Raw genomic sequence first — 12,863 nt, 5'->3', positions numbered from 1 at the left:
ATGGGCCCGGCCGTCGGACGTCAGCCCGCGTCGACCCCGTGCCGGTCCGCGAGGATGGCGACCCGCCGGCCGCCCACCCGCGTCGCGATGAGCGTCGCCGACGCGTCGCCCTTCAGCTGCAACCGCGTGCGCAGCCGCGCCGGATCCACGTCCACGCCGCGCTTCTTGATCTCGAGCGTGCCGATCCCGCGGGCCCGCAGCTCGCGCTTCAGCCGCTGCTCGTCGAGCGGCAGCACCTCGCGCACGCGGAAGCCGCGCGCGAACGGCGTCGCCCGCTCCCGGTCGGCGGTGATCCAGGCGATGCCCTCGCCGACCATCCGCCCGTCGAGCGAGCGCGCCAGGTCGCCGATGAGGCGCGCGCGGATCACGGCGCCGTCCGGCTCGTAGACGTGCGCGCCCAGCTCGCCGAGCTCGGCGTCCGCGCTGTCGGCCGCCGAGGTGAGCTCCGCGGAGGATCCGCCGCCGATCACGAGCGCCGCCCGCCGCACGCCCTCGCGCCGCGTCGGCCCGAACCACAGGCCCATCTCCACGGCCTGCCCGTCGACGGACACCCACTGCGCCTCCGCCTCGGCGGGGATGAGGTCCCGGTCGAGGCCCGGCCCGAGCTTGATGCCGGCCGCGCGCCCCGCCGCGAGCTCGAACGCCGCGGTGAGGGTGGGGGAGTAGGCGTCCGGGTCCGAGATCCGCCGCGTCGACGAGTGCCCCTCGGTGCGCCGGGCGGGATCGAGGTAGACGCCGTCGACGCGGCCCGCGTCGAACGCCTCGGCCGTGCCCTGCTCGACGACCGCCTCGGGGAACGGCGCCAGGTTCCAGCCGGCGACCGCGGCGGTCACCTCGTCGCGCTCCACGGCCGTGACGCGGATCCCGATGGCCGCCATCGCCATGGCGTCGCCGCCGATCCCGCAGCCCAGGTCCGCGACGTGCGCGACGCCCGCCTGCTGGAAGCGGCCGGCGTGCTGGGCCGCGACCGGCAGGCGCGTCGCCTGCTCGAGGCCGGCCTCGGTGAAGAGCATGCGCTCGGCGAAGTCGCCGAACTTGACCCGCGCGCGGGCGCGCAGCCGCGACTGCGTGAGCACGGCGCTGACGAGCGCGGGGGAGTGGCCCTCGGCGCGGAGCGCGCTCACGATCCGCACCATGTCGTCGCCCGGCGCGGGCTCGGGCAGGGAGTCGAGCAGCCGGAGCCCCTCGAGGGAGAGGACCTCGCGGAGGTCGGACTGATCCATCCGCCCACCGTACCGGGGCGGCTCCCCACGGATTGGCACTCGCGTTGCACGAGTGCAAGCCCAGCCCGTAGAATCGCACCTGGCACTCTCCCCCGGGGATTGCCAATGAAGTCTTGTCCCTTAGTCACGAAGGAAGAGGTCAACCGTGTCGGTCTCCATCAAGCCGCTCGAGGATCGCATCGTCATCCAGCAGGTCGAAGCCGAGCAGACCACCGCGTCTGGTCTGGTCATCCCCGACACCGCCAAGGAGAAGCCCCAGGAGGGCGAGGTCGTGGCCGTGGGCCCCGGCCGCATTGACGACAACGGCAACCGCGTCCCCCTCGACGTCGCCGTCGGCGACAAGGTCATCTACTCCAAGTACGGCGGAACCGAGGTCAAGTACGACGGCCAGGACCTCCTCGTCCTCTCCGCGCGCGACGTGCTCGCCGTCATCGAGCGCTGACGCTCCGCACCAGCGACACCGCACCACCCGAGAGCCCGGCCGACGCGTTCGGCCGGGCTCCCGTGCGTCCGGGCGGGGCTAGCCTCATGAGGTGACGCGCACCGCCTCGGAGTCCTCGACCCGCACCGGACTCCTCGCCGCCGTCGGCGCCTACGGGCTCTGGGGCGTCCTCCCCGTCTTCTTCCTGCTGCTCGTGCCCGCCGGGGCCTTCGAGATCGTCGGCTGGCGGATCCTCTTCTCGCTCGTCGTCTGCGCCCTCGTCATCACGGGCGCCCGGCGCTGGCCGCAGCTGGTCGCCATCGCCCGGCAGCCCCGGCTCCTGTTCGGCCTGGCGCTCGCGGGGCACCTGATCCTCGTCAACTGGACCGTCTACGTCTACGGCACGCTGTCCGGCCACGTCGTCGAGACCGCCCTCGGCTACTTCATCAACCCGATCGTCACCGTGCTGCTCGGCGTGCTCCTGCTCCGCGAGCGGCTCCGCCCCCTGCAGTGGACGGCCGTCGGCCTGTCCGCGCTCGCCGTGGCCGTCATCGCGATCGGCTACGGCCAGCTGCCGTGGGTGTCGCTCGCGCTCGCCGGGTCCTTCGGCCTCTACGGCCTCGTGAAGAAGCGCGTGAGCGGGGGAGCGGACGCGCTCTCCGGGCTGGCGCTCGAGACCGCCTGGCTCGTCCCCGCCGCCACGACCATGCTCGTGATCACGGGTGCCGGCGCGGGCCTCACCATCGGCACGGTGTCGCTCGGGCACACGCTGCTGCTCGTCAGCACGGGCGTGGTCACCGCCGGGCCGCTCCTCCTGTTCGGCTTCGCCGCCGGGCGCCTCCCGCTCTCCGTCATCGGCCTCACGCAGTACCTCGCGCCGCTGCTGCAGTTCGCGTTCGGCGTGTTCGTGATGCACGAGGCGATGCCGCCGGAGCGCTGGGCCGGGTTCGCGATCGTGTGGGCGGCGCTCGTCCTGCTCACCGTCGACATGCTCCGCGCGTCCCGACGGCCGGGAATGCCGACGACCCGCGCACCGCGGGAACCGGCTGTCGCCGACGGCATCTGACACGGATCCCGTCGCGCTTTCCGCGAAAGGTAACGATCCGGTCGCGTTACACGACGGAAATGCCGATGCATTGTGCCCGTCTCATCCGCGCCATAGGGTCGCACCAGGCGGGGCGCGCATTCGCGTGCCTCATGCACCACATTCCCGAGCATCACCACACACATCAATAAGGAGCACCATGAGCGCATTCGGCAGGGTCACGTCCTCCCGCTCACGATCTGCCCGCACAGCCCTCAGCGCGGTGACCATCGCGGTCGCCGGCGCCCTCGTCCTCGCCGGCTGCTCCGGCGGCAGCGGCGGCAGCGGCGGCACCACCGCCGACGGCGGCCTCGACCTCAAGATCGGCACGATCCTGCCGCAGACGGGCACCCTGGCCGTCCTCGGCCCGCCCGAGTTCGCGGGCGTCCACCTCGCCGAGCAGGACATCAACGACGCCAAGGCCGGCATCACGGTGACCGCGACGGACAAGGACTCGGGCGACACCACGACCGACATCGCCAGCCAGTCGGCCACGTCGCTCATCGCGGACGGCAACAGCGCCATCATCGGCGCCGCGTCCTCCGGCGTCTCGAAGACGTTCATCGACCAGGTCACCCAGGCCGGCGTCATCCAGCTCTCGCCGGCGAACACCTCGCCCGACTTCTCGACCTACAAGGACGACGGCTACTACTGGCGCACCGCCCCGTCGGACGTGCTGCAGGGCCGGATCCTCGGGAACAAGATCCTGAAGGACGGCAAGACCAACGTCTCGATCCTCTACATGAACGACGCCTACGGCACCGGGCTCGAGGAGAACATCAAGAAGACGCTCGAGGACAACGGCGCCACCATCGCGGCCGAGCAGGTCTTCGAGCCGTCCGCGACGGACTTCAACAGCGCCATCACCTCGGTGCTCGCGCCGAACCCCGACGCGCTCGTCGTCATCTCGTTCGACGAGATCAAGACCATCGCCGACCAGCTCGCGTCGAAGGGCTTCGACTTCAACAACCTCTACGGCACGGACGGCAACTACGGCGTCATCACCGAGGCCGACACCAACGTCGACATCGCGGGCGCGCAGTTCACGAACCCCGGCGTCGAGGCGAAGTCGGACTTCCAGGACCGCCTCCAGGCGATGGTGAAGGCCGACGGCGACCCCGCCCTCACGGTCTTCAGCTACTCGGCCGAGTCGTACGACGGCACCGTGCTCCTCGCGCTCGCCGCGCTCCAGGGCAAGGCCACCGACGGCGCGACGCTGAAGGCCAACCTCAAGTCGGTCTCCGAGGGGGGCACCAAGTGCGAGACCTTTGCCGACTGCGCGAAGCTGATCGCGGACGGCACCGACATCGACTACGACGGCCTCTCCGGCCCGATCAGCTTCGATGACAACGGCGACCCGACCGAGGCGTACGTCTCCGTCTACAAGTACGGCGAGGGCAACACGCGCACCTTCTCCGAGCAGGTCTACGGGAAGCTCGACTAGCACCCGCACCACGCACGGCTGAGGGCCCGGTCCGCATGGACCGGGCCCTTCGCCGTACCCGGGGAGAGGGGGCGGGCGTCCGTCGTCGCGACGGCCGGGCCGGCGGAGGCGCGTGCGTGGACGGACGGGAGGATCGGCTCGCGGCTCGCGGCTCGCGGCTCCCCGCTCGCGGCTCCCCGCTCGCCGCTCGCGTCTCCTCGCATCGTCGCCGCCCGCCGCCCGCCGCCCGCGGCCCTGCCGGTCCTCACGCGGGACGCCGGCTCGACGGCGGCCCCCTCGTCGTGCCGGACACGACGACGCGGCCCACCCCCCCTCGCGCCCCGCACACGACGACGCGGCACCCCCGGAGGGATGCCGCGTCGTGTCGTACGGGAGGGCGGATCAGGGCTGGGGCGCCGCCTTGGCCTTCTCCTGGTCGGCCGCGAGCGTGCCGAGGTACAGCTCGATGACCTTCGGGTCGTTCATGAGCTCGCGCCCGCGGCCCTCGTACGCGTCCTTGCCCTGGTCGAGCACGTAGCCGCGGTCGCAGATCTGCAGCGCGCGTCGGGCGTTCTGCTCGACGATCATCACGGAGACGCCCGCGCGGTTGATCTGCGCCACGTTGATGAACGTCTCGTCCTGGCGCACGGGGGACAGGCCCGCCGACGGCTCGTCGAGCAGCAGGACGGTGGGGTCCATCATCAGCGCGCGCGACATGGCGACCATCTGGCGCTCGCCGCCCGACAGGGATCCGGCGCGCTGCTTCAGCCGCTTGCCGAGCTCCGGGAACAGGTCGGTGACGAACGCCAGCCGCTCCTTGTACATCCTCGGCTTCTGGTAGACGCCCATCTGCAGGTTCTCGTCGATGGTGAGCGTGGGGAACACGTTGTTGTTCTGCGGCACCATGCCGACGCCGCGCGACACGAGCTTGTCGGCCTTGAGGCCGGTGATGTCCTGGCCGTTCAGCTCGATGCTGCCGCCGCGCACCTGCACCTGCCCGAAGATCGCCTTCAGGAGCGTGGACTTGCCCGCGCCGTTCGGGCCGATGATGCCGACGAGCTCGCCCTTGTCGACGTGCACGTTGCACCCGTTGAGGATGTTGACCCCGGGCAGGTAGCCCGCGTGGAGGTCGGTGGTCTGGAGGACCCGCTCTGTCGTCACTTGTCTGCCGCTTCCTTCTCGATCTCGTCCTTGACGAGGTCGGAGTCCATGTCCTTCGCCACCTCGCGCTGGCCCGTGAGGGTGCCGAGGTCGGTGTCGTGGTGGGCGCCGAGGTAGGCGTCGATGACGGCCGGGTCGCTCATCACCGTCGAGGGCGGGCCCTCGGCGACGATGCGGCCCTCGGCCATGACGACCACCCAGTCGGCGATCTCGTTGACCATGTGCATGTCGTGCTCCACGAACAGCACGGTCATGCCCTCGGTCTTGAGGTCGAGGATGTGGTGGAGCAGCGACTGCGTGAGCGCGGGGTTCACGCCGGCCATGGGCTCGTCGAGCATGACGAGCTCGGGCTCGGTCATGAGGGCGCGGGCCATCTCGAGGAGCTTCCGCTGGCCGCCGGAGAGGCTGGCCGCGTAGTCCTCCTCCTTGGCGTCGAGCTTGAACTTCCTCAGGAGCCCGCGGGCGCGCTCCGTGATGGCGTCCTCCTTCTTGCGCCACACCGGACGGATCAGCGCGGAGAAGAAGTTCTCGCCGCCCTGGCCGGTGGCGCCGAGGCGCATGTTCTCCAGCACCGTCATGCCGCCGAGCGCCTTGGTGAGCTGGAAGGTGCGCACCATGCCGAGGCGGGCGACGCGGAACGCGCTCATCCCGGCGAGGTCGCGCCCGGAGAACTCCCACCGGCCGGTGTTCGGCTTGTCGAAGCCGGTCAGCAGGTTGAAGAACGTGGTCTTGCCGGCGCCGTTCGGGCCGATGAGCGCGGTGATGGATCCGCGCGGGATCTCGAGGTGCTCCACGTCGACCGCCGTGAGGCCGCCGAACTGGCGGCTGACGCCGTGCGCGACGATGATCGGGTCCTTCTTGGCGCAGCCGGGCCCGGCGTCGCCGTCGAGGATGGCCGAGACCGGGGTCTTGTCAGGCAAAGTGCGTCTCCTTCTTCTTCCCGAAGATGCCCTGTGGTCGGAAGATCACGAGCAGCATGAGCGCGACGCCCACGATGATGAAGCGGATCGGGCCCTGCTGGGTGCTCGAGATGGGCAGCCAGTCGTTCGAGACCGCGAGGCTGAGCAGGCCGTCGGAGAGCGACAGCGTGACCCAGAAGATGATCGAGCCGGCGACCGGGCCGAAGATCGTCGCGGCACCGCCCAGCAGCATGATCGTGTAGAGGAAGAACGTGAGCTGCGTGCCGTAGTTGTCGGGCTGCAGCGACCTCGGGAGAATGAAGACCACGCCCGCGAGCCCGCCGAACACGCCGCCGAGCACGAGCGCCTGCATCTTGTAGGAGTAGACGTTCTTGCCGAGCGCGCGGACCGCGTCCTCGTCCTCGCGCACGCCCTTCAGCACGCGGCCCCAGGGGCTGCGCATGAGGAGGTACACGAGGAGGCAGGCGATGCCGACGAGGCCCCAGCCGACGATGCGGATCCACCACTGGTCGGAGGAGTAGGTGAGGACGCCGGCGCCGAAGCGGCCCTCGGGCAGCGGGTTCAGCTCGTTGAAGCCGACAGCCGCGCCGTTGATGCCCTCGGAGCCGCCCGTGACGTCCGAGAACTCGGGTGTCTTGACGCTCAGCCGGATGATCTCCGCGGCCGCGATGGTCACGATGCTCAGGTAGTCCGCCCGCAGCCGGAGCGTGGGGATGCCGAGGATGAGCGCGAAGACCGTCGAGGCGACGATGGCCGCGAGCAGGGACGCCCACACGGGCCAGTCGTACATGACCGCCGTGACGGCGAACGCGTATCCGCCGATGGCCATGAATCCGGCCTGGCCGAAGTTGAGCAGGCCCGTGAAGCCGAAGTGCACCACGAGGCCGACCGTCGCGAGCGCGTACGCCGCGGTGGTGGGCGAGAAGATCTCGCCGATCGCCAGGAAGATGAAGTTGGTGTTCATGCGCGGCTAACCGATCCGATCTTTCCGGCCCAGGATGCCCTGGGGCCTGATGAGCAGGATGACGATCATGACCACGAGCGCGGCCACGTACTTCATGTTCTCGGGCAGGACCATGGTGCTGACGTTGATGAAGACGCCGATCACGATCGAGCCGATGAGGGCGCCGAACGCCGTGCCGAGGCCGCCGAGGACGACGGCCGAGAAGACGAGCAGCAGGATGGACGCGCCCGTGTCCCAGCGCAGCGACTGGTAGTAGGCGATGAAGACGCCGGACAGCGCGGCGAGGGCGGCGCCGCCGACCCAGACCACGCGGATGACGCCCTCCACGTCGATGCCGGAGGCGGCCGCGAGCGAGCGGTTGTCGGAGACGGCGCGGGTGGCCTTGCCGATCTTCGTGTAGAGCAGCACGTACGCGACGGCCAGCAGCAGCACGATCGAGACGACCGCGCCGGCGACGTCGGTGAACTTGAGGCTCACCGGGCCGACCACCAGGAAGGGCGCCGGGCTGTTGGGGAGCGTCAGGCGGTCGGCGCCGAAGAGGAACTGGAAGAGGTAGCGGAGCGCGAGCGAGAGGCCGATGGTGACGATCATCAGCGGCACGAGCCCGAGGCTGCGCTTCCGCAGGGGCTTCCAGATGGCCGCGTCCTGCACGTACCCGAACGCGCCTCCGAGGACCACCGTGATGGCGATCGCGAGCACCGGGTTGAGGCCGAGCAGGTTGCTGAACAGGTACGCCATCAGCGCGCCGAAGGTGACCAGCTCGCCGTGCGCGAAGTTGTTGAGCCCCGTCGTGCCGTAGATGAGGGAGAGGCCGATCGCGGCGAGGGCGAGGAGGAGGCCGAAGATGAGGCCCGTCACCACCTTGGGCCAGAAGATCTTCCAGAAGTTGTTCTGCGTGACGGGCTCCGCGGTGCCGGAGACCGCGCCGGTCTCGGTGTCGGGCGCCGCCGTCTCGCCGCCGGTGGACGTGCCGGCCCCGGTGCTGGCGCTCGGGGCGGGGGTCGAGGCGCCGGATCCGCCCGCCGCCGCGTCGGGGGAGACGAAGAAGAAGGCCGGGACGCCCGTGTTGCCGGGCGCGACGTCGATCTCGCGCGGGCTCGAGCCCGCGCGGGGCACGCCGGCGCCCTCGGGCAGGGTCGACTCGTCGACCTCGACGGTGAAGGAGCCCGGCGCCGCGAGGCCGACCTCGGCCTTGCCGTCGGCTCCGGTGACGCCCGTCGCCTCGACGCCGCCGCCCGACACCTTCACGGTGACGCCGGCGATGCCGGTCTTGTCGGCGTCGGCGCGCACCCACACGAGCAGCGACTGCTCGGCGGTGGCCGGGTCGACCGCCTGCGGTGCCGCGCGGGACTCCGCGTGGGCGCCGGCCGGGGCCGAGAGGACGAGCGCGGCGCAGGCGAACGCCACCGCGAGAATCAGGGCCCAGACGCGCTGCGCGCGCGCTCCGGCCGAACCAGTGGCTATCACTAGACCTCCATGGGGGGAGCCGGCGGATGGTGAGATCCGCGCAGGCGCCGCGACTACCGTCAGGACGACGTTGGTTGACAGTACGTGCTGATTATGTCCTGGATGTTTCGCGCCTGTACCGCGTGGTGGCGTGCTATCGCGGGAATAGCGCACGTCCGTGGCCGTTAACATCGAGACACCGGTCGCCGACGCGGTCCCCCGGCCCCACCATCCGCATCTCTATCCCCTGGAGGGAAATTGGATCAGTCCGACCCGTTCGGCGTCATCGGCCTCACCTACGACGACGTGATGCTCCTGCCGGGGCACACCGACGTCATCCCGAGCGAGGCGGACACCACCTCCCGCCTCACGCGCAACATCAGCGTCGCCGCTCCGCTCCTCTCCTCCGCGATGGACACCGTCACCGAGGCGCGCATGGCCATCGCGATGGCCCGCCAGGGCGGGCTCGGCGTGATCCACCGCAACCTCTCCATCGAGGACCAGGCCGCCTTCGTCGACAAGGTGAAGCGCAGCGAGTCCGGCATGATCACGAACCCGGTCACCACGCGCCCCGACGCGACGGTCGCCGAGGTCGACGCGCTCTGCGGCCAGTTCCGCGTCTCCGGCCTCCCGGTCGTCGAGTCGGACGGCACGCTCGTCGGCATCATCACGAACCGCGACATGCGCTTCGTCTCGCCCGTGCAGGCGGCGACCACTCTCGTGCGCGACGTCATGACGCGCACCCCGCTCATCACCGGCCGCGTCGGCATCGACCCGGACCACGCCATCGCGATCTTCGCGGAGCACAAGATCGAGAAGCTGCCGCTGGTGGACGACGCGGGCAAGCTGCGCGGCCTCATCACGGTCAAGGACTTCGACAAGTCGGAGCAGTACCCGGACGCCACGAAGGACGCCGAGGGGCGCCTCCGCGTCGGCGCGGCCATCGGCTTCTTCGGCGACGCCTGGCAGCGGGCGCTCGCGCTCGTCGAGGCGGGCGTCGACGTGCTCGTGGTCGACACCGCCAACGGCGACAGCAAGGGCGTGCTCGACATCATCCGCCGCCTCAAGACCGACCCGGCCACCTCGCACGTCGACGTCATCGGCGGCAACGTCGCCACCCGATCGGGCGCGCAGGCGCTCATCGACGCCGGCGCGGACGCGATCAAGGTCGGGGTCGGCCCCGGATCCATCTGCACCACGCGCGTCGTCGCCGGCGTCGGCGTGCCGCAGGTCACCGCGGTCTACGAGGCGTCGCTCGCGGCGCGCGCGGCGGGCATCCCCGTCATCGCGGACGGCGGCCTCCAGTACTCGGGCGACATCGCGAAGGCGCTCGTCGCCGGCGCCGACACCGTCATGCTCGGCAGCCTCCTCGCCGGCTGCGACGAGAGCCCCGGCGACCTCATGTTCGTGGGCGGCAAGCAGTTCAAGAGCTACCGCGGCATGGGATCGCTCGGCGCCCTGCAGACGCGCGGCACGAAGACCTCGTACTCGAAGGACCGCTACTACCAGGCGGACGTCCCGAGCGACGACAAGCTCATCCCCGAGGGCATCGAGGGCCAGGTGCCCTACCGCGGATCCCTCGCGAACGTCGTGTACCAGCTCACCGGCGGCCTCCGGCAGTCGATGTTCTACGTCGGCGCGCGCACGGTCGGCGAGCTGAAGGACCGCGGCCGCTTCGTGCGGATCACCGCGGCCGGGCTCAAGGAGTCCCACCCGCACGACGTGCAGATGGTCGTCGAGGCGCCCAACTACCGGCGCTGAGTTCGGTGCCGCGCGGATCCCGCGCGGGGGAGTAGAGGGGCCGGTGCATCGCGCACCGGCCCCTCCTCGCGTCTCCGGGCCTCCCCCACAGGCGCGGGGAGGGCGCGCGCTTCCGGCGCGTCGCCGGCGCGCGGATGCCCGGGCCGGCGCGGCGGCGACACTGCCCGCATGCCGTCGCATCCGCCCACCTGCCCGCCCTCCCCGCCGTCCGACGATCCCCGCTCCCGGGGACTCGGGCCGCCCGGCGTCGTGCTGATCCTCTCGGGGTCCGTGCCGGACGCTCCCGCGCCGACCGTCCCCGCGTCGGGCGGGCCGGAGGAGCGTGCCGACGCCGCCGCGGTCGCGCGTGCCGAGGCGCGCGGCGAGCTCGTGCGGCTGCGGGCCGGCGTCCACGTGGATCGGCGCGCCTGGGAGGCGGTGTCGGCGCGGGAGCGGCACCTGCTGCGGATCCGCGCGCTCGCCCGCACCTCGGCGACCCCGCTCGTGCTGGGCGGGGCGTCGGCGGCCGCCGTGCACGGCCTGCCGCGGATCGCGCCCTGGCCGACGCTCGTCACGCTGCTCGACCTGCCGGACGCGCCGCCGGGGCGACGGGCGGGGACGCGCATCGTGCGGGATCCCGCGCAGGGGCGGTCGGCGCTGGTCCCGGTGGCCGACGGGATCCGCGCGCCGGGCCTCGCCGCCTCCGCGCTCGCCGCCTCCCACGACGCGGCGATGGAGGCCGTCCGGTCCGCGGCTCCGCGCGGTCCCGGGTGGTTCGCCCACGGCATCGTCGCGCTCGATGCCGCGCTCGCCGCGGGGTGTCCCGTGCGCGCCACCCGATCCGAGCTCGAGGCGGAGCGCGCGCTGCGCGGGCCCGGCCCCTGGAGCCGACGGTCCGAGGCGCTCGTCGCGGCGGCCGACGGGGCCGCCGCCTCCGCGGTCGAGTCCGTCGCCCGCGGCGTCGCCCACGAGGCCGGGCTCCCCGCCCCCGTGATCGCGCCGCACGTGCCCGGGCGCGGGCGGGTCTCCCTGGGCTGGCCCCGCGAGCGGGTGGCGCTGCGGATCCTCGCGCCGTCCTGCCGCGCCGCTCCGCCCGTTGGCGCGGGCACCGAGCCCCGGGGCGACGCGGAGGGAGCGGATGGCCGCTGGCGCGTCGTCGAGGTCGCCGAGCGCGACGTCCTGGGTGCCGGGCGCCTGCGCGCCCTCCTCCTCCACGCGGGCCTCGAGCCCGAGCGGCGATCGGCGCACGCCGCCGCTCCGGGTGCGCACCCGCCCTCGGGCGACCGGCCGCGCAGGAGGCCGCCGCTAGGCTGTGGGGGTGAGTGATGTAGAGATCGGCCGCGCCAAGCGCGCCCGCCGCGTGTACGCGTTCGACGACATCGCCATCGTCCCGTCGAGGCGCACGCGCGACCCGCAGGACGTGTCGGTCTCGTGGTCCATCGACGCGTACCAGTTCGAGATCCCGTTCCTCGCGGCGCCCATGGACTCCGTGGTCTCGCCGGCCACGGCCATCGCGATGGGCCGCTTCGGGGGCGTCGGCGTGCTCGACCTCGAGGGCCTCTGGACCCGGTACGAGAACCCCGAGCGGCTGCTCGAGGAGATCCGCTCGCTCCCGCCCGAGTCGGCCACCGCGCGAATGCAGCAGATCTACGCGGAGCCCATCAAGCCCGAGCTCATCACGGCGCGCATCGCCGAGATCCGGGCGGCCGGCGTCGTCGTCGCCGCGGCGCTCTCGCCCCAGCGCACCGCCGACCACTACGAGACCGTCGTCGCGGCCGGCGTCGACCTCTTCGTCATCCGCGGCACCACCGTCTCCGCCGAGCACGTCTCGAAGGGCGCGGCGCCGCTCAACCTCAAGAAGTTCATCTACGAGCTCGACGTCCCCGTCATCGTCGGCGGCGCGGCCACCTACACGGCGGCCCTGCACCTCATGCGCACGGGCGCGGCGGGCGTGCTCGTCGGGTTCGGCGGGGGAGCGGCGTCCACCACGCGCTCCACCCTCGGGATCCACGCGCCCATGGCCACCGCCCTCTCCGACGTCGCCGGCGCCCGCCGGGACTACATGGACGAGTCCGGCGGCCGCTACGTGCACGTCATCGCGGACGGCGGGCTCGGCAGCTCGGGCGACATCGTCAAGGCCATCGCGGTCGGCGCCGACGCGGTCATGCTCGGCTCCACGCTCGCCCGCGCGACGGACGCGCCTGGCCAGGGCTACCACTGGGGCGCCGAGGCGCACCACTCCGAGCTGCCGCGCGGCCACCGCGTGCGGGTCGACCAGGTGGCGCCGCTCGAGCAGATCCTCTACGGCCCGTCCACCACGGCCGACGGCAGCGCCAACCTGGTCGGCGCCCTGCGCCGCGCCATGGCCACCACCGGCTACTCCGACCTCAAGGAGTTCCAGCGCGTCGAGGTCGTCGTCGCGCCGTACGGCAAGTAGTCCGCGTCCGGCCGCCCGGCCGGCCCGGTCGCCCCGGCGGCGCG

Annotated in this window: 11 protein-coding genes; 6 read left to right on the top strand and 5 right to left on the bottom strand. The window is 72.2% G+C overall.

What is annotated here, in order from left to right; genetic code table 11:
• Positions 1–20: 20 nt before the first annotated feature.
• Entirely contained in the window at positions 21–1,223 is a 1,203-nt protein-coding gene (locus FGG90_RS09120) for a class I SAM-dependent methyltransferase (RefSeq protein WP_094127808.1), read from the bottom strand.
• A 145-nt stretch (positions 1,224–1,368) separates the two neighbouring features.
• Here FGG90_RS09120 and groES point away from each other — a divergent pair, with 145 nt between their 5' ends.
• The 3 genes from groES (at position 1,369) to FGG90_RS09105 (ending at position 4,172) form a co-directional block, all read left to right on the top strand.
• Positions 1,369–1,665, top strand: coding sequence for a co-chaperone GroES (gene groES / locus FGG90_RS09115; RefSeq protein WP_012039257.1), 297 nt, complete (start codon positions 1,369–1,371; stop codon positions 1,663–1,665).
• A 91-nt stretch (positions 1,666–1,756) separates the two neighbouring features.
• Positions 1,757–2,710: an EamA family transporter RarD gene (gene rarD, locus FGG90_RS09110; protein ID WP_094127811.1), complete on the top strand. Its 954-nt coding sequence runs from the start codon at positions 1,757–1,759 to the stop codon at positions 2,708–2,710.
• A 241-nt stretch (positions 2,711–2,951) separates the two neighbouring features.
• On the top strand, positions 2,952–4,172 hold the full coding sequence (locus FGG90_RS09105) for an ABC transporter substrate-binding protein (protein ID WP_237583284.1): 1,221 nt from the start codon (positions 2,952–2,954) through the stop codon (positions 4,170–4,172).
• 381 nt (positions 4,173–4,553) lie between these two features.
• On the opposite strand, the gene FGG90_RS09100 is transcribed toward FGG90_RS09105, so the two are convergent.
• From FGG90_RS09100 to FGG90_RS09085, 4 genes are read right to left on the bottom strand one after another with little or no spacing between them, the layout of a single operon-like run.
• Positions 4,554–5,312, bottom strand: coding sequence for an ABC transporter ATP-binding protein (locus FGG90_RS09100; RefSeq protein WP_094127817.1), 759 nt, complete (start codon positions 5,310–5,312; stop codon positions 4,554–4,556).
• Positions 5,309–6,232, bottom strand: a complete 924-nt coding sequence (locus FGG90_RS09095; protein ID WP_094127819.1) for an ABC transporter ATP-binding protein — start codon at positions 6,230–6,232, stop codon at positions 5,309–5,311. The genes FGG90_RS09100 and FGG90_RS09095 overlap by 4 nt, the downstream gene beginning before the upstream one ends.
• Positions 6,225–7,196, bottom strand: coding sequence for a branched-chain amino acid ABC transporter permease (locus tag FGG90_RS09090; RefSeq protein ID WP_094127822.1), 972 nt, complete (start codon positions 7,194–7,196; stop codon positions 6,225–6,227). The genes FGG90_RS09095 and FGG90_RS09090 overlap by 8 nt, the downstream gene beginning before the upstream one ends.
• A 6-nt stretch (positions 7,197–7,202) precedes the next feature.
• Positions 7,203–8,663: a branched-chain amino acid ABC transporter permease gene (locus FGG90_RS09085; RefSeq protein ID WP_094127825.1), complete on the bottom strand. Its 1,461-nt coding sequence runs from the start codon at positions 8,661–8,663 to the stop codon at positions 7,203–7,205.
• A gap of 237 nt (positions 8,664–8,900) precedes the next feature.
• Between FGG90_RS09085 and guaB the strand changes: the two genes are divergently transcribed.
• The 3 genes from guaB to FGG90_RS09070 all read left to right on the top strand — a co-directional run bounded on the left by guaB (position 8,901) and on the right by FGG90_RS09070 (position 12,819).
• Positions 8,901–10,403: an IMP dehydrogenase gene (guaB, locus tag FGG90_RS09080; protein WP_094127827.1), complete on the top strand. Its 1,503-nt coding sequence runs from the start codon at positions 8,901–8,903 to the stop codon at positions 10,401–10,403.
• Positions 10,404–10,673: 270 nt separating this feature from the next.
• Complete coding sequence (locus FGG90_RS09075) at positions 10,674–11,708, top strand: hypothetical protein (RefSeq protein WP_210433043.1); 1,035 nt, start codon at positions 10,674–10,676, stop codon at positions 11,706–11,708.
• Entirely contained in the window at positions 11,701–12,819 is a 1,119-nt protein-coding gene (locus FGG90_RS09070; RefSeq protein ID WP_094127830.1) for a GuaB3 family IMP dehydrogenase-related protein, read from the top strand. The genes FGG90_RS09075 and FGG90_RS09070 overlap by 8 nt, the downstream gene beginning before the upstream one ends.
• The last annotated feature ends 44 nt before the right edge of the window (positions 12,820–12,863 follow it).

This window comes from Clavibacter michiganensis subsp. tessellarius, from assembly GCF_021922985.1.
Taxonomy (GTDB): Bacteria; Actinomycetota; Actinomycetes; order Actinomycetales; family Microbacteriaceae; genus Clavibacter; species Clavibacter tessellarius.
Note: the sequence above shows the minus strand (reverse complement) of the source record. Positions and strands in the feature narration are given on the sequence as shown.

Excerpts from the sequence above, each read along its gene's own strand:
- FGG90_RS09120 (WP_094127808.1), bottom strand. The coding sequence starts at position 1,223 with ATGGATCAGTCCGACCTCCGCGAGGTCCTCTCCCTCGAGGGGCTCCGG.
- FGG90_RS09090 (WP_094127822.1), bottom strand. The coding sequence starts at position 7,196 with ATGAACACCAACTTCATCTTCCTGGCGATCGGCGAGATCTTCTCGCCC.